At 72.6% G+C, this 20,960-nt stretch carries 20 protein-coding genes; 6 read left to right on the top strand and 14 right to left on the bottom strand.

Annotation, left to right across the window (positions count from 1 at the left end; genetic code table 11):
- Positions 1-3 precede the first annotated feature (3 nt).
- From ACGH7X_RS12710 to ACGH7X_RS12690, 5 genes are all read right to left on the bottom strand, one after another.
- Complete coding sequence (locus ACGH7X_RS12710; RefSeq protein WP_399884744.1) at positions 4-771, bottom strand: SDR family NAD(P)-dependent oxidoreductase; 768 nt, start codon at positions 769-771, stop codon at positions 4-6.
- Positions 772-847: 76 nt separating this feature from the next.
- Positions 848-1,432 carry a TetR/AcrR family transcriptional regulator gene (locus tag ACGH7X_RS12705; RefSeq protein ID WP_399884742.1) on the bottom strand — a complete coding sequence of 195 codons (585 nt, stop codon included), beginning with the start codon at positions 1,430-1,432 and terminating at the stop codon, positions 848-850.
- Positions 1,433-1,491: 59 nt separating this feature from the next.
- Positions 1,492-1,860 (bottom strand): nitrite reductase small subunit NirD, encoded by a 369-nt coding sequence (gene nirD, locus ACGH7X_RS12700; RefSeq protein ID WP_399884741.1) that lies wholly within the window; start codon positions 1,858-1,860, stop codon positions 1,492-1,494.
- Positions 1,857-4,505 carry a nitrite reductase large subunit NirB gene (gene nirB / locus ACGH7X_RS12695; protein WP_399884739.1) on the bottom strand — a complete coding sequence of 883 codons (2,649 nt, stop codon included), beginning with the start codon at positions 4,503-4,505 and terminating at the stop codon, positions 1,857-1,859. Before nirB ends, nirD begins: the two co-directional genes overlap by 4 nt.
- On the bottom strand, positions 4,505-5,740 hold the full coding sequence (locus tag ACGH7X_RS12690) for an NAD(P)/FAD-dependent oxidoreductase (protein ID WP_399884737.1): 1,236 nt from the start codon (positions 5,738-5,740) through the stop codon (positions 4,505-4,507). The genes nirB and ACGH7X_RS12690 overlap by 1 nt, the downstream gene beginning before the upstream one ends.
- Before the next feature lie 177 nt (positions 5,741-5,917).
- Between ACGH7X_RS12690 and ACGH7X_RS12685 the strand changes: the two genes are divergently transcribed.
- Entirely contained in the window at positions 5,918-6,700 is a 783-nt protein-coding gene (locus ACGH7X_RS12685; protein WP_399884735.1) for a sulfite exporter TauE/SafE family protein, read from the top strand.
- A gap of 37 nt (positions 6,701-6,737) precedes the next feature.
- Here the strand turns inward: ACGH7X_RS12685 and ACGH7X_RS12680 are convergent, their stop codons facing one another.
- Positions 6,738-7,835, bottom strand: a complete 1,098-nt coding sequence (locus ACGH7X_RS12680) for a saccharopine dehydrogenase NADP-binding domain-containing protein (RefSeq protein ID WP_399884733.1) — start codon at positions 7,833-7,835, stop codon at positions 6,738-6,740.
- A gap of 116 nt (positions 7,836-7,951) precedes the next feature.
- Between ACGH7X_RS12680 and ACGH7X_RS12675 the strand changes: the two genes are divergently transcribed.
- Positions 7,952-8,533: a TetR/AcrR family transcriptional regulator gene (locus ACGH7X_RS12675; RefSeq protein WP_399884731.1), complete on the top strand. Its 582-nt coding sequence runs from the start codon at positions 7,952-7,954 to the stop codon at positions 8,531-8,533.
- Positions 8,534-8,547: 14 nt separating this feature from the next.
- Here ACGH7X_RS12675 and ACGH7X_RS12670 read toward each other — a convergent pair whose 3' ends face one another.
- Positions 8,548-9,456, bottom strand: a complete 909-nt coding sequence (locus ACGH7X_RS12670) for an NAD(P)-dependent oxidoreductase (RefSeq protein WP_399884730.1) — start codon at positions 9,454-9,456, stop codon at positions 8,548-8,550.
- 116 nt (positions 9,457-9,572) lie between these two features.
- On the opposite strand from ACGH7X_RS12670, the gene ACGH7X_RS12665 reads away from it, so the two are divergent.
- Entirely contained in the window at positions 9,573-9,962 is a 390-nt protein-coding gene (locus ACGH7X_RS12665; RefSeq protein WP_399896975.1) for a winged helix-turn-helix transcriptional regulator, read from the top strand.
- On the opposite strand, the gene ACGH7X_RS12660 is transcribed toward ACGH7X_RS12665, so the two are convergent.
- Both ACGH7X_RS12660 and ACGH7X_RS12655 read right to left on the bottom strand, forming a co-directional pair.
- Positions 9,900-10,529 carry a class F sortase gene (locus tag ACGH7X_RS12660; RefSeq protein ID WP_399884728.1) on the bottom strand — a complete coding sequence of 210 codons (630 nt, stop codon included), beginning with the start codon at positions 10,527-10,529 and terminating at the stop codon, positions 9,900-9,902. The genes ACGH7X_RS12665 and ACGH7X_RS12660 overlap by 63 nt on opposite strands.
- Before the next feature lie 119 nt (positions 10,530-10,648).
- The gene (locus ACGH7X_RS12655; protein ID WP_399884726.1) at positions 10,649-11,185 is read right to left on the bottom strand and encodes a hypothetical protein; all 537 of its coding nucleotides are present in this window, start codon (positions 11,183-11,185) and stop codon (positions 10,649-10,651) included.
- Between the two features lie 291 nt (positions 11,186-11,476).
- Here ACGH7X_RS12655 and ACGH7X_RS12650 point away from each other — a divergent pair, with 291 nt between their 5' ends.
- The 3 genes from ACGH7X_RS12650 (at position 11,477) to ACGH7X_RS12640 (ending at position 13,778) form a co-directional block, all read left to right on the top strand.
- Entirely contained in the window at positions 11,477-12,064 is a 588-nt protein-coding gene (locus tag ACGH7X_RS12650) for an NADPH-dependent FMN reductase (RefSeq protein ID WP_399884724.1), read from the top strand.
- Positions 12,065-12,199: 135 nt separating this feature from the next.
- Positions 12,200-12,976, top strand: a complete 777-nt coding sequence (locus ACGH7X_RS12645; protein ID WP_399884722.1) for an SDR family oxidoreductase — start codon at positions 12,200-12,202, stop codon at positions 12,974-12,976.
- Between the two features lie 58 nt (positions 12,977-13,034).
- Positions 13,035-13,778 carry an SDR family oxidoreductase gene (locus ACGH7X_RS12640; RefSeq protein WP_399884720.1) on the top strand — a complete coding sequence of 248 codons (744 nt, stop codon included), beginning with the start codon at positions 13,035-13,037 and terminating at the stop codon, positions 13,776-13,778.
- Here the strand turns inward: ACGH7X_RS12640 and ACGH7X_RS12635 are convergent.
- The 5 genes from ACGH7X_RS12635 to ACGH7X_RS12615 form a co-directional block, all read right to left on the bottom strand.
- Positions 13,727-14,656: a LysR family transcriptional regulator gene (locus ACGH7X_RS12635; protein WP_399884718.1), complete on the bottom strand. Its 930-nt coding sequence runs from the start codon at positions 14,654-14,656 to the stop codon at positions 13,727-13,729. The genes ACGH7X_RS12640 and ACGH7X_RS12635 overlap by 52 nt on opposite strands.
- A gap of 100 nt (positions 14,657-14,756) precedes the next feature.
- Entirely contained in the window at positions 14,757-16,409 is a 1,653-nt protein-coding gene (locus ACGH7X_RS12630; RefSeq protein WP_399884716.1) for a M4 family metallopeptidase, read from the bottom strand.
- Between the two features lie 55 nt (positions 16,410-16,464).
- Positions 16,465-17,667: an IS110 family transposase gene (locus ACGH7X_RS12625; protein WP_399882081.1), complete on the bottom strand. Its 1,203-nt coding sequence runs from the start codon at positions 17,665-17,667 to the stop codon at positions 16,465-16,467.
- Positions 17,668-18,030: 363 nt separating this feature from the next.
- A complete protein-coding gene (locus tag ACGH7X_RS12620; protein ID WP_399884714.1) occupies positions 18,031-20,139 on the bottom strand; it encodes a molybdopterin oxidoreductase family protein in 2,109 nt (702 codons plus the stop codon).
- A gap of 103 nt (positions 20,140-20,242) precedes the next feature.
- Positions 20,243-20,929 carry a vancomycin high temperature exclusion protein gene (locus ACGH7X_RS12615; protein ID WP_399884712.1) on the bottom strand — a complete coding sequence of 229 codons (687 nt, stop codon included), beginning with the start codon at positions 20,927-20,929 and terminating at the stop codon, positions 20,243-20,245.
- Positions 20,930-20,960 lie beyond the last annotated feature (31 nt).

Genomic DNA, 20,960 nt, shown 5'->3' with positions numbered 1-20,960 from the left:
GGCTCAGGCCGTCTGGCCGCCGTCCACCACCAGGTCGGTGCCCACGACCGACGCCGCGTCGTCCGACGCCAGGTACAGCACCGCCGCCGCGACCTCGGCCACCGCCGACACCCGCCCGAGCGGCGTCTCCCCGCGCATCCGCTCGGCCCGTCCCGCCTCCGTCTCGCCCGGCCGCAGGGACATGGAGGTCGCCGTGGCGCCGGGGCTGACGGCGTTGATGCGGACACCGTCGCCGATGTGGTCCAGGGCGGCGCCCCGGGTCAGTACCGACACGGCCGCCTTGCCCGCCGCGTAGGCCGTGGCGCCCGGGCTGCGCTTGTGCAGGCCGAAGGTGGAGGCGATGTTCACGATCGCGCCGCCGGCCGGCTGGGCGGCCATCGTGCGGATCTCCGCCCGCAGGGCGAGGAACACGCCGGTGACGTTGATGTCGAGCTGCCTGCGCCAGTCCTCCTCGGGCAGTTCGGCCAGGGGTGCCCCGCCGTGGAAGACGCCCGCGTTGTTGACGGCCACGTCGAGGGAGCCGAAGTACTGCACCGCGGCGTCCACGAGGGCCTCCATGTCGGCGGTCCTGGTGACGTCCGCGGTGACGGCCAGCGCCTTGCCGCCCGCCTCCTCGATCAGGGCCGCCGTCTCGTCGAGCGGCCCCCGTCCGCGTCCGGCGACGACGACGTTCGCGCCCTCGGCGGCGAGGGCGAGGGCGACGGCCCGTCCGATGCCGGAGCCCGCACCGGTGACGAGGGCGGTCCTGTCGGTGAAGCGCTGGGTGGTCATGAATCTCCCCTTTTTCTTGACCGATCGGTTTGTTATGAGCCGATGAAAACACCCCTCCGAGGAGGGGTTCGCGTGCTCAGTCGAGCAGTGCCAGCGCCTGTTCCGCCGCGTCCCGCACCCTGACCGGGTCGGGCGAGGCCTTCCCGACCACCCGCATGCCCTGGAGCAGGACCAGCAGCATCCGGGCGAGGGCCTGCGGATCGCGGCCGGCGGGCAGTTCGCCCTCGGCGCGGGCCCGGGTCAGCGCCGTGTGCAGCACCGTCTCCAGCTGGTCCCAGTTGCGCTCGACCCGCCGGGCGGCGACCGCGTCGTGCGGGGCCAGCTCGGCCGCGGTGTTGGTGACGAAGCAGCCGCGCAGGCGCAGGTCGTCGGCGGTCGCCTCGACGGCGTAGCGCCGCACCAGGGACCGCACGCCCGGCAGGGCGGGGCCCGGCCGGGACAGGTCCTGGAGCAGGTCGGGCAGCAGCCCCTCCTCGTAGCGCGCCAGCGCCTTCAGGTACAGCTCGCGCTTGTTGCCGAAGGTCGCGTAGATGCTGGCGCGCCCGATGCCGAGGTGCTCGACGAGGTCGGACATCGACGTCGCCTCGTAGCCGCGCCGCCAGAACAGCTCCAGGGCTGCCCGCAGCGCGGCGTCCGGATCGAACTCCTTGGTCCTGGCCACGCGTCGCAGCCTAGACTTTTCTGGAACGAACGGTCAACGAGCGGTCGACGTAGCTCGTCTCAGGCGGCCTTCACCTCGTACGTCTGAACCCGCGTCGCCTCGTCGTCCAGGCACTCCCCGGTGGTCAGGTCGAAGCGCTGCTTGAGGAGCGGGGAGGCGACGAAGGGGCGGCCCTGGTGGGTGCCGGTCAGGCCACGGGAGAGGACGGCCGCGCCGGTGAAGGGGTCCCGGTTGTCGATGGCGTACAGCTCGCCGTCCCGGTCGCGGAACAGGGCGACCTGGCCGCCGTCCGGGAGCAGGGCCGCCACGCCGCGGCCGGGGAGCAGCGCGCCGAGGTCGCAGGCCGTGAACCAGTCGTCCGTCAGCCGCAGCCGGACCTTGAGGTCGGTCGTCGTCTCGGGTGCCAGGGACTCGGGTGCCAGGGTCATCGGCGGGTGCTTCCTTCCAGGAGGTCCTTCTCGAGGTCTTTCCCGAGGTCGTTCTCGAGGTCTTCTTCGGTGCGCCGCATGCCGATGTTCAGCAGCGGCAGGTCGGGCTTCATCTGGTCGCGCTCGGGCACGAAGCCCACGACCGGGTCGGGGGTGTCGGGCGCGTTCACGAAGGACACGAACCGGGCCAGCTTCTCGGGGTCGTTGATGGTCTCGGCCCACTCGTCGCGGTAGTGCGCGACATGGGCGGCCATCAGGGACTCCAGCTCGTCGCAGATGCCGAGCGAGTCGTGCACGACGACGTCCCGTACGTGGTCCAGGCCGCCCGGGAGCCGCTCCAGCCAGGTGGAGGTGCGCTCCAGCTTGTCGGCGGTGCGGATGTAGAACATCAGGAACCGGTCGATCAGGCGGACCAGTTCGGCGTCCGAGAGGTCCTGCGCGAGGAGGTCCGCGTGGCGCGGGGTGGCGCCGCCGTTGCCGCCGACGTACAGGTTCCAGCCGTTGGAGGTGGCGATCACGCCGAAGTCCTTCGACTGGGCCTCGGCGCACTCGCGCGCGCACCCCGAGACCGCCGACTTGAGCTTGTGCGGGGACCTGAGCCCCCGGTAGCGCAGCTCCAGGTCGATCGCCATGCGCACCGAGTCCTGGACGCCGTAGCGGCACCAGGTCTGCCCCACGCAGGACTTCACGGTGCGCAGCGACTTGCCGTACGCGTGCCCGGACTCGAAGCCGGCGTCCACCAGCCGCGCCCAGATCACCGGGAGCTGCTCGACGCCGGCGCCGAACATGTCGATGCGCTGACCGCCGGTGATCTTCGTGTAGAGCCCGAAGTCCCGGGCGATCTCGCCGATGACGATGAGCTTCTCCGGGGCGATCTCGCCGCCGGGGATGCGCGGGACGACGGAGTAGGAGCCGTTGCGCTGGAGGTTGGCGAGGAAGTGGTCGTTGGTGTCCTGGAGCGCGGCCTGCTCGCCGTCCAGGACGTAGCCGCTCGCGCCGATCGCCGGGGCCAGGGAGGCGATGATCGAGCCGACCGCCGGCTTGCACACCTCGCAGCCCTCACCGCCCCGGGCCCCCTCGCGGCCGTGCCGGTCCAGCAGCTCGCGGTAGGAGGTGACCCGCAGGGCGAGGACGATCTCGTACAGCTCCTCGCGGGTCTGCGCGAAGCAGCCGCACAGGCCCTTGTCGACCTCGACGCCGCTCGCCTCCAGCTCGGTGGTGACCAGCTGGCCGAGCACCTTGACGCAGGAGCCGCAGCCGGTGCCGGCCCTGGTGCACTTCTTCACCTCGGGCACGGTCGTGCAGGAATGCTCCGTCACCGCGCCGCGGATGGTGCCCTTGGTGACGTTGTGGCAGGAGCAGATCACCGCGTCGTCGGGCAGCGCGGACGGACCCAGCTGGACCGGGCCCCCGGCACCGGCGGGCAGTACGAGCGACTCGGGGGAGACGGGCGGGACCGAGCCGGTGAAGGCGCGCAGGGTGCCGTACGCCTCCGCGTCGCCGACCAGGATGCCGCCGAGCAGGGTGCCGTCGCGGCCGACGACCAGCTTCTTGTACAGCCCGGCGCGGGAGTCGGAGTAGACGACGTCCAGACAGTCGGCGGTGGCGCCGTGCGCGTCGCCGAAGGAGGCCACGTCCACGCCGAGCAGCTTCAGCTTGGTGGACAGGTCGGCGCCGGTGAAGGACGCCTCCTGGGCCGCGATGGTCGCGGCGGCCGTCTCGGCCTGCTCGTACCCGGGTGCCACGAGCCCGTACACCCGGCCGTCGGCGGCCAGCGCGCACTCGCCGATCGCGAACACGTGCGGGTCGGTGACCGTGCGGCACTGCTCGTCGACGCCGATGCCGCCGCGCTCGCCGACCGCGAGCCCGCAGTCCCGGGCCAGCTGGTCGCGGGGGCGGACACCGGCGCTGAACACGACGAGGTCGGTGGCGAGTTCGGAACCGTCGGACAGCTTCATGCCGGTGACGGCACCGTCGTCGCCGGTCACGACCTCCTGGGTGCCGACGCCCGTGTGCACGGACAGGCCCATGTCCTCGATGGTGCGCAGCAGCGCCGCGCCGCCGCCGTCGTCGACCTGCACGGGCATCAGCCGCGGCGCGAACTCCACGATGTGCGAGGCGAGTCCGAGCCCCTTGAGCGCACCGGCCGCCTCCAGGCCGAGCAGTCCGCCGCCGACCACCGCGCCGGTCGTCGCCCGCGTCCTGGCGTACTCCTCGATGGCGAGGAGGTCCTCGATCGTCCGGTAGACGAAGCAGCCCTCGGCGTCCTTGCCGGGCACCGGCGGGACGAAGGGGTAGGAGCCGGTGGCCAGGACGAGGACGTCGTAGCCGACGACGAGTCCCGACCGGGCGGTCACCTTGCGCGCCTCCCGGTCGATCGTCTCGGCCGGGTCTCCGACGCGCAGCTCGATGCCGTGCGCGTCGATGAAGGCCGGGTCGGTCATCGACAGGTCCTCGGGGGTCTTCCCCGAGAAGTACGAGGTGAGCTGGACGCGGTCGTATGCGGGACGCGGCTCCTCGCACAGCACCACGACACGGTGCGTGGCGGTCAGGCCGCGCTCGGCGAGCGCCTCGAGGAAGCGCTGGCCGACCATGCCGTGGCCGACGAGGACGATCGTGGGGGTGGGCCCCGGGGTGGCGGTCATCAGGAGCCTCCGTCGTTGGTGAGCAGGTGGAGCAGGGGGCCGCCGTCGGACGGGAGCGGCTCTGCTCCCTCCCAGGCGCGCGCCAGCGCGCCGACGGTGCCGAGTTCGCCGACCAGGACCCCGCCGACCAGCCGGTCGTCACGGACGACGACCTTGCGGTAGGTGCCCCGGGTGGCGTCGGCGAGCTGCACGACGTCGTCGCCGGGGCGGGGGTCGGTCTCGCCGAACGCGGCGAGGTCGAAGGGGACGCCGGGCCCGAGGGGGCTGTCGGGGCCGGCGAGGGTGAGCCGGGTCAGTGAGCGGGTGCCGGTGTAGCGGGCGGTGCCGCTCCCGGCGAGCAGCTCGGCGAGCACGCCGGCCTGTTCGAGGGCGGGCGCGGCCAGCCCGTACACGCGTCCGGCGTGCTGGGCGCAGTCGCCGACGGCGCGGATGTGCGGGTCACAGGTGCGCAGCTCGTCGTCGACGAGGACGCCCTTGCCGACCTCCAGCCCGGCCTCCTGGGCGAGGCCGACGCGCGGGCGGACCCCGCACGCGAGCACGACGAGATCGGCGCCGAGGGCGTACCCGTCGGCCATCTCCACCGACCGCACCGCCCCGCCGACGCTGCGTACGTCCCGTACCCGGCACTCGGTGTGCACCTCGACGCCGAGGTCCTCCAGGTGGCGCCGGACCAGCGCGGAGGCGCCCGGGTCGAGCTGGCGCTCCATGAGCCGCTCGGACTGCTGGGCCAGCACGACCTGGGCGCCGCGCACGGCCAGCGCGCGGGCCGCGGACACTCCGAGGAGCCCGCCCCCGATCACGACGGCCCGCACCCCCGGCCGTACCGCCTTCGACAACCCGAGACAGTCGTCCATCGTCCGGAACGCGTGCACGCCCTCGGGCAGCTCGTGGTCCGGGGTGAACAGGCCGCGCAGGGGTGGCAGCACGGCGTTGGAGCCGGTGGCCAGGACCAGCGTGTCGTATGCGATCACCGACCCGTCGGCGCACCGCAGGGTCCGCGCGGCCCGGTCGACGCCGGTGACCCGGGCGCGGGTCAGCCCGGCCGGCGCGGGCAGGGCGATCACCTCGGGGCTGTACCGTCCGGCCAGCACCTCGGCGAGCAGCACCCTGTTGTACGGGCGGTGCTCCTCGTCGCCGACCAGCAGCGCGGGCGTGCCCAGCTCACCGAGCCGCCGGACGAGCGTCACGCCCGCGAGTCCGGCGCCGATCACCACCACACGCGTATTCGAGGTCATGACACCGAGCGTGCGGTGCGGGTGTTACCCGGCCGCATCCCTTCTGTTTCCCACGGGGAACGCTGCCCTCAGCGGGGGTGGGGGAGGGATGTGAGGGACTCGGCCGGGTGCGCGGCAACCTCAGAAGTCCCTCATCTCGATGGACGGCACATCCATCCCGTCCATAGGGTCGCGATCATGCCCGACATATCGCTGACCACGGTCGTTCTGCTCTGCCTCGCCGCTCTCGCGGCCGGCTGGATCGACGCCGTGGTCGGCGGCGGCGGCCTGCTGCTCCTGCCGGCCCTGCTCCTCGGCCTGCCCGCCGGGACACCCGCCGCGCACGCGCTGGGCACCAACAAGGCGGTCGCCATCGTCGGCACCACGGGCGCGGCGGTGACCTACGCCCGCAAGGCGCCCGTGGACGTCCGCACGGCCGTGCGCATCGGCCTGGCGGCCCTGGCCGGATCATCGGGCGGCGCCTTCTTCGCGGCCGGGATGAGCACCGAGGTCCTGAAGCCGGTGATCATGGTGGTGCTGCTCGCGGTCGCCGCCTTCGTGATCTTCCGGCCCGCCTTCGGCGCCGCGCCCGCCACCGGCCCGGCCACCCGCCGCCAGATCCTCGCCGCGATCGGCCTCGCGGGCCTCGGCATCGGCTTCTACGACGGACTCATCGGCCCCGGCACGGGGACCTTCCTGGTCCTGGCCCTAACCGCCCTGCTCCACCTGGACCTGGTGACCGCCTCCGCCACCGCCAAGATCGTCAACTGCTGCACCAACGCGGGCGCCCTCGCCACGTTCGCCTGGCAGGGCGCGGTTCTGTGGCAGCTGGCCGCCCTGATGGCCGTCTTCAACCTGGCAGGCGGCATGTTCGGCGCCCACACGGCCCTCAAGAAGGGCAGCGGCTTCGTCCGCGTCGTCCTGCTGACGGTGGTGTTCGCGCTGGTGGCGAACCTGGCGTGGGAGCAGTGGGTGGCGTAGCCCTGCTGGGCGGCTTCCGAATGGAGCGACCCGTCCCTCAGTTGAGGACGAAGGTGCCGCCGGCGGCGACTGCCAGGTCGGGGCCGAGTGCGGCTGCGGGGAAGTGGGCGCCGGGCTTGCCTTCGCCGCGAGCGAGGCGCAGAGCCGTCTCGGCGGCCACATTGGCCGTGTAGTCCATACCGTCGTCGGCGCGCAGCCACCCTTCGCGCCGGGTTCCGTCGGGCCAGGTGACGACGGCATGGCCCCAGGAGTGCGGGCGAGGGCGGGGGGTCGCCTTGAGCTTGACCCCGGCCATCCTGCGGACGGCGAAGTTGCGCAGCGCCGGGAAGGACAGCAGCTTCCCGATGAGGGGAAGGAGGGCACGTACGATCGCGCCCGTGGGCGCCAGACCTGAAGTGACCGTGACCTCGGGTGCGTTGCTGGCCCGCTGCGCGGCGACGAGTTCGCCCTGGGGGGCGCCGGCCGTCTTCACCCTCTGTCCGTCGGGGAGGGTGAGGTGCTGGACGTCACCGCCGAGCCGGGTCTCGACCAGCCGGCCGTTCGCGTAGAGCCGTCCGCCGGTGACCAGCGTGTCGATCATGCCGGCGGCGAAGGCGGCGCCCAGGGGCCCGGCCTTCATGGCGACCGAACCGATGGCATCGACACGGACCCGGGCGGGGGTGGGGCGGTCTTCGCAGAGTTTGACGACGAGGGCCTCGGTGCCGAGGACGCCGAATCCGGCACCGGTCACCAAAGTGCTGCCCGCCGCTTCGGCCTCCTGGTCCAGGTCCAGCAGCCGGCTGACCGCGGTCAGGTCGGCGGCAAGGTCCACGTAGTGCCCGTCCGGCATGCAGGCGCGGGCGAGGGGCAGGGCTGTGGCGGCGTACTCGCCGATGGTGTTGACGACTACGGCGGGCCGCTCCCGACGGATCTCTTCCGCGATCTTTTCGGTGGTGTCGGCGACCACGATTTTCACCAAGTCGCCCTTACCCAGATCCGCCTGGACCTTGCGCAGGCGGTCGCGATCGCGTCCGACCAGGGCCAGCGGAACCCCCCGGACGGCCAGGTCGCCGGCGACGGCGGAGCCGATCCGGCCGGTGGCGCCCAGGATCCACACCGCACCCGTCTGCTCGTCATGGTCCACGTCGCGTGTCATGGTCGCTCCTCTCGGGGATCGGCCCGCCAAGAACCGATGCCACCTGATGTCTCACTGTGTCATCACCTAGGCTAGCACTGATGACACAGTGAGACATCATTTGTTAGGGTCACACCATGGCGCGATGGGACCCGGGAACGCAGAAACGCCTGACCGAGGCGGCACTGGAGCTGTACTCCGAGCTGGGCTACGAGCAGGTGACCGTGACGCAGATCGCCGAGCGCGCCGGCATCACCCGGCGCTCGTACTTCCGCTACTTCCCCGACAAGCGCGAGGTCCTCTTCGCGGGCTCCGAACGCCTTCCCGTCGCGCTGCACCAGGCCGTCCTCGGCGCCGCCGACGCCGGGACCCCGCTGTCCACCGCCCTGGCAGCCCTGGCCGAGGCCGGCGTCCAGCTGACCGCCCACATCGAGCACGCCGCCGAGCGTCGAGCCGTGATCAGCGCCAGCGCGGAGCTCCAGGAGCGCGAGCGCACCAAATTCGCCGCCGTCACCGCCGCGATCGGTGACGCACTCCGGGAACGCGGCACCGAACCCCGCAGGGCGCGCCTCGCGGCGCAGATCGCCGCACTCATCTTCCAGAACGCCTTCGACCAGTGGCTCGACGCAGGCGAGCAGGCGGACTTCGCCACGTGCCTCGAGGCAGCCACCGCGTCGTTTCGGGAAACCGCAACGGGCGACACGGAGAACCACGCCTGATCGGACTCATTCGTCTAGGGACGGTCCGCCGCAGCCCGACGCGGGCTCAGCAGTTCCACCACCCCCGTCGTGTCCTCCTCCCCGTGCCCCTCGGCGACCCGCCGTTCCATCAGTGCCAGGTACGGCGTCAGCAGCTCGGGGCTCACCCCCTGCTCCTCCGCTGTGCGCAGCAGCGTCGCGCTGCCCGCCACCTGCATCGCCAGGCTGGAGACGACGTCCTTGCCGTAGTCGCCGCTCGCCAGCTGGTCGGCGGCCTTGTGCGCCGAGCCGGACATCGCGCCGAGCCACGACACCAGCAGCGGCGCGAAGTCCTTCGGGGCGATGTCCTCCGGACCGATCAGCGCGAAGGCGTGCGCCATGCCCGCGAACATGCCGTACATGGCGCTCAGCAGCGCCACGTCGTGCAGCGCCGCGAACCCCGCGTCCTCGCCCACGTAACGGGTGCCGGCCGGCACGGCGAGGGTGTCCCGGTGCTCGTCGAACAGGTCGGGGGAGCCGCTGTAGAAGACGTAGCCGCCGGAGTCGGGGGACCCGATCATCGGCGGTACGGCCATGATCCCGCCGTCCAGGAAACGGGCTCCGCGCTCCACCGCCCACGTGGCGCGGGCGCGGCCCTGGGCGGGCGTCCCGGTGGTGAGGTTCACCAGGTCCCGCCCGGTCAGGTCGGCCCCGTCCAGGGCCGCGCCGACCGTGGTGTCGTCGAGCAGGCAGACGATCACCAGGCGGCTCGCGGCCACCGCCTCGGCGGCGCTCGCGGCGAGCGTCGCACCCTCGGCGGCCAGGGCCTCGGCGCGGGCGGCGGTACGGTTCCAGACGGTCACGGGGTGGCCCGCGGCGAGCCAGGCGCGTACCAGGGCGGTGCCCATGGCGCCGGCGCCGAGAACGGTGAGCGGAATACGGGCGGCGGGTGTCTTGTCGGTCATGGTGTTCAGGCTCCGCCGGGGCCGGAGACCGCTCAAGTACGTACTTGCGAGTGGGTGGTTACCGCGGCGGAAGCATGCAGGCAGCGGGCAGGGACGGGGTGACGGGTATGACGGGTATGGGGACGGCAGGGCGGCCGGGGGCGTACCACTGCGGGGTCGACGCGGCGATCGACGTGATCGGCGGGAAGTGGAAGGTACTGATCCTGTGGGCCCTCGGCGAGGGGATGTACCGCTTCGGGGCGCTGCGCCGCGCGCTGCCGGGCGTCACCGAGAAGGTGCTCACCGCGCAGCTGCGGGAGCTGGAGGCCGACGGCATCGTGCACCGCGAGGAGTACCGCGAGGTGCCGCCCCGTGTGGAGTACTCGCTGACCGCCCGGGGCGTCGCCCTCAACGAGGCGCTGGTGCCGCTCGGCGCGTGGGGGAAGGCGCACGTACTGAATCCCTCACCGGCTGCCGGTGAGGTGGGCGAAGACGACCACGTTGCCCTGGTAGCCGGTACTGCGTGAGTAGGCGCCGCCGCAGGTGATGACGCGCAGTTCGGGGCGGTTCGCGGCGCCGTAGACCTTCTCGTCGGGGAAGGCGTCGGCGGCGTAGACCTCCACCGCGTCCACCGTGAAGACCGCGACGCCGCCGTCGCGCCGGTCGACCTCGATCGTGGAGCCCTTCTTGAGGGCGCCGAGGCGGTAGAAGACGGCGGGGCCCTCGGCGTTGTCGACGTGACCGGCGACGATCGCGGTGCCCGTCTCGCCCGGGGTGGTGCCGGCCTCGTACCAGCCGGCGAGGTTCTTCTTCTCGGCGGGCGGCACGTCCAGGCTGCCGGATGCCGTAAGGCCGAGGGCTGCGAAGGGGGCGTCCACGCCGATCGCCGGGATGCGGATACGGTCCGGCGGGGAGGGCGGCAGCGCGGGTGCGGCGGCGCCCCGGTCGGACCGGCCCTCCTGGCCGGTGCGGGCCTGTGCGGCCGACGGCTGCGGCGGAGCCTCGGTGTGGGCGCCGCCCAGCAGGAGCCACGCCCCGCAGCAGAGGGCGACCACGGTGACGCCCGCTATCGCGGTGTCCTTGACCCTGCGCATGACGTCCCCTCTCCCTCGGAAACCTGGAGGTCCCCTGCCCCCTCCGGGCCGCGAGGGGCGTCGGACCCGGAGGGGGTGGGGAAGTGCGGTACCGGCGGACGGGCAGCGGAGGGTGCCCGTCAGATCCCGTCGCCTCTCGCCCGGCGATGCAGGAGCCAGGTACCGCCCGCGGCGGCGACGGCGAGAGCCGCCACGCCGGCCGCGGTCTGCACGGGATCGGGGCCAAGAGCGCCGCCGACCCCCGTCTTCACGCTTCCTCTGGGGTACACCTGCGCGGCGGCCGAGGTCAGCGTGACCACCAGGTCGCCCGTCACCCGCCGTTCGTCGTCCCCACAGGTCGCGACGATCTCGTACGTCCCCGGCTGCGCGCTCGGCGGCACCTCGAAGTGGCCGCTCGCCCCGCCCTCGCCGGTGCCCGGCGCCAGCGTGAAGGCGCCCGCGCCGACCGCGCTGGCGTCACCCGCCGCCGAGCCGCCCTCGCCGCACGCCGGCGTCGTCACCACGGCCCGCTCGCCCGGCACGACCGAGGACGGATACACCGTCAGACCGCCGCCGGCGGAGCCGGCTTCCCCGGCGTACACCGGGGCCGCGGTGGTCAGACCGACGGCCGCGGCGGCGAGCGCGGTACCGGTCAGCAGGCGGGCGGTACGTCGCATCGGTGCTCCTTTGAGCTCTTCGGTGGCCCCTGCCCTACCGAGGAAAGTGGCACCGGACCCGGCCCGCCCCCCGAGAACGCGCGGGGAATGGGATGAACGGGTGTCTCCCGCGCTCCCGAACGCCCGGCACCGGACAGCGTTCGGGCAGGTCACGGGCGTGCGGCGGGCCGGTTCCGAAAAGATCCGGAGGGGCGCGGGGCGCGGGTGTGAACGGGTGACCGGTGCCTCCGAACGAGCCCGCGGGCGTCTCGGCTTGACCTCGAGCAAGGTTGAGGTATCAGGCTCTCCCGTATGGACACCACGACCGCACCGCTGCGTGTGACCCTGCTCGTCGGCAGCAACCGGCACGGCCGCTTCGGCCCCGTCGTCGCCGACTGGCTCAAGAACCACCTCGAGGCCCACGACGACCTGGTCCCGGAGGTGGTGGACGTCGCCGGGACCGAGCTGCCCACCACCTTCGCCCGGACCCCGCAGGCGAGTGCCGCACTGGCGGAGATCACCCCGAAACTGGCGGCCGCCGACGCGTTCGTCGTGCTCACCCCCGAGTACAACCACTCGTTCCCGGCGGGCCTGAAGAACGTCATCGACTGGCACTTCACCGAATGGCGGGCCAAGCCCGTCGGTCTCGTCTCCTACGGCGGTCTGGCCGGCGGCCTGCGCGCCGCGGAGCACCTGCGCCAGGTATTCGCCGAACTGCACGCCGTCACCGTCCGCGACACCGTCTCCTTCCACAACGCGGGCGCCTCCTTCGACGACGAGGGCAGGCTCAGGGACCCCTCGGGACCGGACGCGGCGGCCAAGGCGATGCTCGACCAGGTGGTGTGGTGGGGGCGCGCCCTGCGGGAGGCGAAGGAGAAGCGGCCCTACGACGGCGCGTGAGGCGCCATAGGAAGCGCCCACAGGAAGCGCCATAGGGGCTTCCTATGGCTGCTGCTGCAATTTCGTCTTTGCCTCCCTTCAATTCCCGGACCTACCGTGTGGGGGTAATCATGCGAATGTGAAAGGGATAACGCCATGGCCGTGAAGGAAAACGAGTCGGACAATTCGCAGAGCAGGGAACTCGCTGGAAAGCGGGCCCTCGTCACGGGCGGTACGCGCGGAATCGGAGCGGCGATTGTCCGCCGCCTCCTGGACGCGGGCGCCGAGGTGCTCACCACCGCCAGGTCGGCGAGGAGCGCGGCGCCGGAGGGGGCCGCCTTCGTGCAGGCGGACGTGGGGACCCGCGCCGGGGCGGAGGCGCTCGCCGCGGCCGCGCGGGAGCAGCTCGGCGGGGTGGACGTCCTGGTCCACAACGCGGGCGGGGCGCGGCCCCACAAGGACGGCCTGGTCATCCCCGACGAGGAGTGGCTGGACACGCTGAACCTGAACCTCCTCGCGTCGGTCCGGCTGAACTCGCTGCTGGTGCCGGGCATGCGGGAACGGCGCTCGGGAGCGATCGTGCACATCTCCTCGGCCGCGGTCGCGCCCCCGGCACCCCCGTTCCTGCACTACCAGGCGGCGAAGGCGGCGCTGGACAACTACAGCGCCGGACTGGCCGCGACCCTGGCGCCCTCCGGCGTCCGGGTCAACACCGTCAGTCCCGGCCGGACCTCCACCCCCGGCGGAGAGGAGACCCGGGAGTACTGGGCGAGCCTCGACGCCGGACCGGGCGCGACCGGTACCGCCCCGCTGGGACGCGACGGCCGGCCCGACGACATCGCCCACGCGGTGCTGTTCCTCGTGTCGGAGAGGGCGGGCTGGGTGACCGGGACCAACCTCGCCGTGGACGGCGGGGAATATCCCAGGAGCTGACCCCCGGGAAGAAGTGAAACTGGAAAAGCCTGAAGCCTGCAAAAAAAGGGACCCGGAAATGGGTAGGTACAGCAACAAGAATGCCGTGATCACGGGCGGCGGCAGTGGAATGGGTTTCGCGATGGCGGAACTGCTGGTGGAGGGCGGAGCCCGCGTCGTGATCACCGGCCGTTCGCAGGCCACACTCGACGCCGCGCGGGAGCGGCTCGGCGAGAACGCCACAGGCGTCCGGGGCGACGTGGCCTCACTGTCCGACCTGGACGCCCTCGCCGACCGGGTGAAGACCGAACTCGGCACGGTCGACGCCCTGTTCGTCAACGCCGGCGTCGCGGCCCTCACCCCCTTCGGATCGACGACCGAGGAGGCGTACGACGAGCTGTTCGCGATCAACGTCAAGGGCGCCTGGTTCACCGTGCAGAAGCTCGCCCCGCTGCTGAGCACGGGCGCCGGCGTCGTCCTCACGACCTCGGTCGCGAACGCCATCGGCATGGCGGACACCAGCGTCTACGCGGCCGGGAAGGCGGCGCTGCGCTCGATGGCCCGCAGCTTCTCCCGTGAGCTGCTGCCGCGCGGGATCCGGGTCAACGCGGTCAGCCCGGGCCCCGTCGACACGGGAGCCCTGGACGCGAAGATGACCGCCGAGGAGGCCGCGCGATTCAAGGCGGAGCGGGTCGCGGACAACCCCATGCGCCGCTTCGGCACCCCCGAGGAGATCGCCCGGGCGGCCGCGTTCCTCGCCTTCGACGCGACCTACACCACCGGCGCCGAACTCGCCGTGGACGGAGGCGCCACCCAGCTCTGAGCGAACTTGTACCAGGTCTCCTGGCGCAGGAACTCGAGCAGGGCCGTCTCCGCCGGGCCCGCGCCGGGCCGCACCGCGGCGACGACGGGCTGGGAGACGACCGGGGACAGCGGGCGCACGAGGTGCTCGTGTCCGGGAGGCACGGCGGAGGCCGGGACGAACGTGACCCCCAGCCCGTGGGCGGCCCAGCGCACGGCCGTCGCCGTCTGGGACACGCGGGCGACCGTGGTCGGGGCCAGCCCGTTGTCCCGCAGCACGTCCACCAGTACGCCGTCGAGCGCGCTGTTGGGGTCGAACCGCACCCACGGCTCCCGCTCCAGGTCACGCAGCGCGACCCGGTCGGCGGCGAGCTGCGGGTGCCCGGCGGCCAGCACCACGACGAACTCCTCGTCGCCGAGGTGGTGGCCGTCGTACAGGCCCTCCTCGCAGGGCCCGGCCATCAGGGCGAGGTCTATCACGCCACCGCGGGCCAGCCGCTCCAGCTCGGTGGGGTTGGGCTCCTCGAAGACGGTGACCTCGAGGCGCGGGAAGCGGCGGCGCAGCGCGGCCAGGGCGCCGGGCAGCTGTCGCGTGCCCAGGCCCATCTGCACCGCGACCACCAGCTCGCCCACCAGCTCGTGGGCGCCGGCCCGGGCCGTCGCCCGCGCCCGCCGCTCCGCGCTCACCGCGACCTCCGCCTCCCGCAGGAACGCGCGGCCGGCCACGGTGGGCACCAGACCGGTCGGCGTGCGGGAGAACAGCTCCACGCCCAGCTCCCGCTCCAGGCCGCGGATCTGCTGGGAGACGGAGGGCTGAGCGACCCGCAGCATCTCCGCCGCGGCCGTCACCGAGCCCTGCTCGGCGACAGCCAGGGCGTACTCGAACTGGCGAAGGCTCATCGGTCCCGTCCTCGTTCCCGTGCCGCGACGGACCGCGGTCCACACCGTGGTCTCGTCGCAAGCGTAAGGGAGCGAGTACGGGCCCGGTCGGGACCGGACGTCAGGCCACCACGTTCACCGCGCTCCACGCCGCGCCGACCGCGGCGTACTCGTCACTGTCGGTGCCGTACAGGTCACCGGCCGCGCTGAGGGTGGCCGTGCGGGCGCCCGCGTAGTCCGTGGACGAGGTCATGTAGACCGTCAGCGCTCGGTACCAGATGTCACCGAGCTTGTCCCGGCCGATCCCCAAGACGGTGGAGCCGTCGCAGGTGGGGGAGTCGTACGCCACGCCGCCCACGGTCTTCGCGCCGCTGCCCTCGGCCAGCAGGTAGGCGAAGTGGTTGGCGACGCCGGAGGAGTAGTGGACGTCGAGGTCGCCCAGCGAGGTGCTCCAGCAGTCGGCCGAACTGCCGTCCCTGCTGGGCTTGTCCATGTAGCGCAGCGCGTCGCGCCCGAAGCCGTCCCGGACGACGTTCTCGCCGATCAGGTAGTCCCCGGCGTCGGTGGAGTTGCCCGCGTGCCACTCCACCAGCGTGCCGAATATGTCCGAGGTCGCCTCGTTCAGGCCGCCGGACTCGCCCGAGTACGTCAGTGCCGCCGTCGACGAGGTCACGCCGTGCGACATCTCGTGCCCGGCGACGTCCAGCGAGACCAGCGGCCCGAAGGTCGTCCCGTCACCGTCGCCGTACGTCATGCAGAAGCAACCGTCGTCCCAGAAGGCGTTGTTGTACCGGGTGCCGTAGTGCACGCGGTTGTACGAGCCCTTGCCGTCGCCGGCGATGCCGCTGCGGCCGTGGACGTCCTTGTAGTAGTCCCAGGTGGCGTCCGTGCCGTACTGCGCGTCCACCGCGGCCGAGGCGCGGTCGGCGGCGGTCCCCGTGCCCCAGTGGTTGTCGTCGTCCGTGAACAGCGTCGCGGGCGCCCGCACCAGGCAGATGGTGAGGAAGCACAGGTCGGTCTGGTTCTCCGCGTCGCCCGTGTACGTGCCGCCGCGCGTCGGGTCCTTGAGCTGGTACGCGGATCCCGACGTCGTCGTCTCCAGCGGCACCGTGCCGCCGTACAGCGACTCGCCGTCGCCGGACGCCGTCTCGATGGTGTCCCACGCGTCGATGCGGGCGCCCGTGCCCGCGTCGGTGAGCACGGTGCGCGCGACGGGGTTGCCGAGGGAGTCCAGCGCGGCCGCGTCGGTCCGCCAGGCCAGCTTCGGGGTGCCGTGCAGGGCGTCGACGACCAGCTCGGGTTGGGCGGTGAGCTTCTTGAGGAGCTCGCCCGGGTTGACGGCGCGCAGCGCGTTCGCGGCCAGGTCGGCGGCCTTGGGTGCCGACAGCTTCGGGGTGACGGTGGACAGGGAGACCGGCGTCCGGGTCGCACGGTTGGCGCCGCGGTAGTCGCCGTCGGGGCCGAGGTGGACCACGAAGTCGCCGCCCAGTACCGGGAGTTCGCGGTAGGTGCGGTCGTAGCGCACGTGCTGGGTGCCGTCCTGGTCGACGATGACGTCGCGGGCCTCGGTGTCCTGAGCGCCCGTCAGGTTCAGTTCGGTGGCGTGGTCCAGCAGGGCCGCCGCCGCGTTGTCGAGGGCGGCGGCGGGGGAGGGGGCCGGCCGGTCGGCCGCGGTGGCGCCGGGGGCGAGGGCGGCGACCAGGAGGGTCGCGGTGGTGGCGGCGGTGCCGGCCATGATGAGACGGGAACCGCTGACGTGCCGTATTCGGCTCATCGATCTCCTCGGAACGGGCGCGCTTTCGGCGCTGGGGGTGCCTCTATGTCTTTCGTCAAGCGAGGCGTGGGGTTCGGTGTTCGTAGAAAGTGCCGTCTCGGAGCATCGCGAACAGCACGCTGATCCGCTGTCGGGCGAGGCGGAGAAGAGCCTGCGTGTGGGTCTTTCCTCTGGCTCGGCATCGGTCGTAGTAGGTCCGGGAGGCGGGATCGTGCAGGGCGGCGAACGCGGATAAGAACATCGCGCGTTTGAGCTGCCGGTTGCCGCCTCGTGGTGCGTGTTCGCCGTGGATCGAGGTTCCCGACGACTTTGTCGCGGGTGCGAGGCCGGCGTAGGAGGCCAGGTGGGCGGCGGTGGGGAAGCTGGTGCCGTCGCCGACGGTGACCAGCAAGGTGGCAGCGGTCCTGATCGCGATCCCCGGCATCGAGATCAGGACCTGGGAAAGAGGGTGCTTCTCCAACAGCTGCCCGATCTGTGCTTCCAGAGCTCGGCGCTGTTCGTGAACAGCCGCGAGCGAGCGGGCCAGCGACGGGACGACGATGTCGAGCGTGCCGGTGCCGGGAACGACGACGGTCTGCTCGTCGAGCGCGTCGAAGATCTCGTCGATCAGCCGCTGGGCCATGCGCGGGGCCTTGGGCCGGATTCCGTCAACGAGCCTGCGGCGTCCGGCTTTTCGCAGTGCGGCGGGGGAGCCGTAGCGTTCCAGCAGCCAGGTGACGGCCTGGTGGTCCAGGCGTGGGCCGAGGGCGCGTTCCAGGCTGGGGTGGAATTGGGTGAGCAGACCGCGTATGCGGTTGGAGGTGCGGGTGGCCTCGGCCGCGAGGTCCTGGTCGAAGCCGACGAGGACGGTCAGCTCGGCGGTGATCTCGTCGGTGAGTTCCAGGGACCGCAGGGTGTGGGGCATGGTGCGGGCGGCGTCCGCGATGACCGCGGCGTCCTTCGCGTCGGTCTTGGCCTCGCCCGGGTAGAGGTCGGCGATCCGCCGCATCGCCAGGCCCGGCAGGTAGGCGACCTTGCAGCCCGCGTCTCTTGCGACGGTCAGCGGCAGGGCTCCGATAGAGGCGGGCTGGTCCACGACCAGCAGGACGGTGCCGAACTTCGCGGCCAGCTTGTCGAAGACGGCCCGCAGCTTCGGCTCGCTGTTGGGCAGGGGCTTGTCGAAGACCTTCTTGCCGGCCGGGGTCAGTCCATGGCCGTGATGGGCGGTCTTGCCGACGTCCAGGCCGAGGAAGACGTCCACGTCGCCGGTGTCGAACATCGTGCTCTCCACTTCCTTTGGCACGGCTGGCCTGGGCATCGGTGTCGTACGCGCGCATCCACGTTATGCAGACCTGCCGCCCGTGAACTGCCCGGTATTGCACCGGACCGGACGGTGGCCGGACCTCTCATCAGCGTCTCCGACGGCACCTCTCGGGCCCGGTGAACACCACCCCCCAGGTCATACGGTTCAACAGGGGGACACAGTCATGCCGGGCTCGGAGGCCAGCGGCCCTCTTGCAGGACCGCGGAAAACATAACGGGGGCCTGGTTACTGACTCGGATTCAAAGGCCCCGGACATGACAAGTCCATAGCGCCGGCGTGGAGATCATGAGGGGAGAGGATGACCCTGCGAGGCGACGGCTACCGCGCCGCCTCCACCCGCACCGCGCACACCTTGAACTCCGGCATCCGCGAGGTCGGGTCGAGCGCCGGGTTGGTCAGGGTGTTGGCACGTCCCTCGCCCGGCCAGTGGAAGGGCATGAACACGGTGTCGGGACGGATGCCGGTGGTGATGCGGGCCGGCGCCACCGCCCGGCCGCGCCGGGAGACGACGGCCAGCCGATCGCCCTCGGCCACCCCCAGCCGCGCCGCCAGCCTCGGGTGCAGCTCCACGAAGGGGCCGGGTGCGGCGGCGTTCAGCTCGTCCACCCGCCGGGTCTGCGCGCCGGACTGGTACTGCGCCACCACCCGCCCCGTGGTCAGCAGCACCGGGTACACGTCGTCCGGCTCCTCGGCGCTCGGCCGGTGCGAGACGGGCACGAACCTCGCCCGCCCGTCGCCGGTCGCGAACCGGTCGAGGAACAGGCGCGGGGTGCCCGGATGGGACACGGCCTCCCCGTCCGGGGCCGCCGGGCACGGCCAGAACACCCCGTTCTCCCGCGCCAGCCGCCGGTAGTCGATCCCGGAGTAGTCCGCCGGTCCGCCCGCGCTCGCCCGGCGCAACTCCTCGAAGACCTCCTCGGGCTCGGTCGGGAAGCCCTTCTCCACGCCGAGCCGGGCGGCCAGCTCGTGCAGCACCTCCAGGTCGCTGCGGACGCCCTCGGGCGGGGTGATCGCGCGCCGCCGCAGCAGCACCCGCCCCTCCAGACTGGTCGTGGTCCCCGACTCCTCCGCCCACTGCGTCACCGGCAGTACGACGTCCGCCAGCGCCGCCGTCTCGGAGAGCACCACGTCGCACACGGCCAGGAAGTCCAGCGACCGCAGCCGCTCCTCGACGTGCGCCGCGCGGGGCGCCGACACCACCGGGTTGGAGCCCATCACCAGCAACGACCCGATGTCCGTGCCCAGCGCGTCCAGCAGCTCGTACGCACTGCGCCCGGGACCCGGCAGCGAGTCCGGGTCCACGTCCCACACCTCGGCGACGTGCCGCCGCGCCGCCGGGTCGGTCAGCTTGCGGTAGCCGGGCAACTGGTCGGCCTTCTGCCCGTGTTCGCGTCCGCCCTGCCCGTTGCCCTGCCCGGTCAGACAGCCGTACCCCGACAGCGGACGCCCCGCCCGCCCGGTCGCCAGGCACAGGTTGATCCACGCGCCCACCGTGTCCGTGCCCTTGGCCTGCTGCTCGGGCCCGCGCGCGGTCAGCACCATCGCCGCCTCGGGCGCGCAGAACAGCCGCACCGCCTCCCGCAGTTCGGGCACGGACACCCCCGTGATCCGCTCCACGTACTCCGGCCAGTGCGCCATCGCCGCGGCCCGCGCCTCCTCCCAGCCGCTCGTGCGCTCCTCGACGTACGGCTCGTCCACCCGCCCCTCGGCGACCACCAGGTGCAGCATGCCCAGCGCGAGGGCCAGGTCGGTGCCGGGCCGGGGCGCCAGGTGCAGGTCGGCCTGCTCCGCGGTCTTCGTCCGCCGCGGGTCGACGACGATCAGCGTGCCGCCGTTCTCGCGCAGCTCCGTGAAGTACCTGAGGGACGGCGGCATCGTCTCCGCCGGATTCGACCCGACGAGGATCACGCAGCCGGTCCTCGGGATGTCCTCCAGCGGGAACGGCAGCCCCCGGTCGAGACCGAACGCCCTCGTCCCGGCCGCCGCGGCCGACGACATGCAGAACCGCCCGTTGTAGTCGATCTGCGAGGTGCCCAGCACCACCCGGGCGAACTTGCCCAGCGTGTACGCCTTCTCGTTGGTCAGCCCGCCCCCGCCGAACACCCCGAGCGCGTCCGCGCCGCGCGCCGCCCGCGTGCGGGCCAGGTTGCGGGCGACCCGGTCCAGCGCCTCGTCCCACGAGGCCGGCACCAGCTCCCCGTCGCCGGAACGCACCAGCGGCGAGGTCAGCCGCGCCTCCGACGCGAGCACCGCGGGAGCCGTACGCCCCTTGCCGCACAGCGCGCCCCGGTTCACCGGGAAGTCCGCCCGCTCGCTCACCTCGACGGTCCCCTCGGCGGCGGGCGTCAGATTCATCCCGCACTGCAGGGCGCAGTACGGGCAGTGCGTGGGGGTGGTGGCGGGATTGCGCGGGCCGGTGTTCTGCATGCCGCCCAGCCTGCGGCTTCCGTGTTACGCGACCGGGCGGCGCCCTGTTACACGGCGGGGACGACGACCTCCCCGCCGCCGCCGGGCCGCGGTGAGGACCGCGTCACCCCGCGTCGGCGAGCGCCCGCGCGACCCCCGGCTCCCTCGGCCCGAGGAAGTGCGGATCCGGCTCGAAGACCACGTCCAGCACCGCCTTGCCCGCCGCGAGGATCTCCCGGGCGCCGCCGTAGTACCAGGTCACGTCGTGCTTGTCGTCGACCCCGACGCCGTACGACGCCACCCCCGCCTCCTGGCACAGCGCCACCGCCCGCCGGATGTGGAAGCCCTGGCTGATCAGCACCGCCCGGTCCACCCCGAAGATCTTCTTCGCGCGGACACAGGAGTCCCAGGTGTCGAATCCCGCGTAGTCGCTGACGATCCGCCCGTCGGGCACGCCGTGCCGCACGAGGTAGGCGCGCATGGCGTCCGGCTCGTCGTACTCCTCGCGGCTGTTGTCCCCGCTCACGAGCACCACCTCGATGCGCCCGGCGCGGTACAGCTCGGCCGCCGCGTCCAGCCGGTGCGCGAGGTACGGCGAGGGCTCCCCGTCCCACAGCCCGGCGCCGAAGACGACCGCGACCTCGGTACGGGGCACGTCGGCCGTGGTGCGCAGCCGGTCGCCGGTGACCAGGCGCATCCACGTCGCCGGCAACAGCGCCAGCACGCACCCGGCCACGACCACCTGGACCAGCCTCCGCCGCCCCCTGCGGGTGCGCGGCAGGCGCGGTCTGCGAAAGCTCGGGCGGCGCATCGGACGGTCCCTCCCCGGTCGGTCTCCTGCC

Source organism: Streptomyces sp. BBFR51 (genome assembly GCF_044591655.1).
GTDB lineage: Bacteria > Actinomycetota > Actinomycetes > Streptomycetales > Streptomycetaceae > Streptomyces.
The sequence above is the reverse complement of the archived record's forward strand: the minus strand, read 5'-3'. Positions and strand labels throughout refer to the sequence as shown.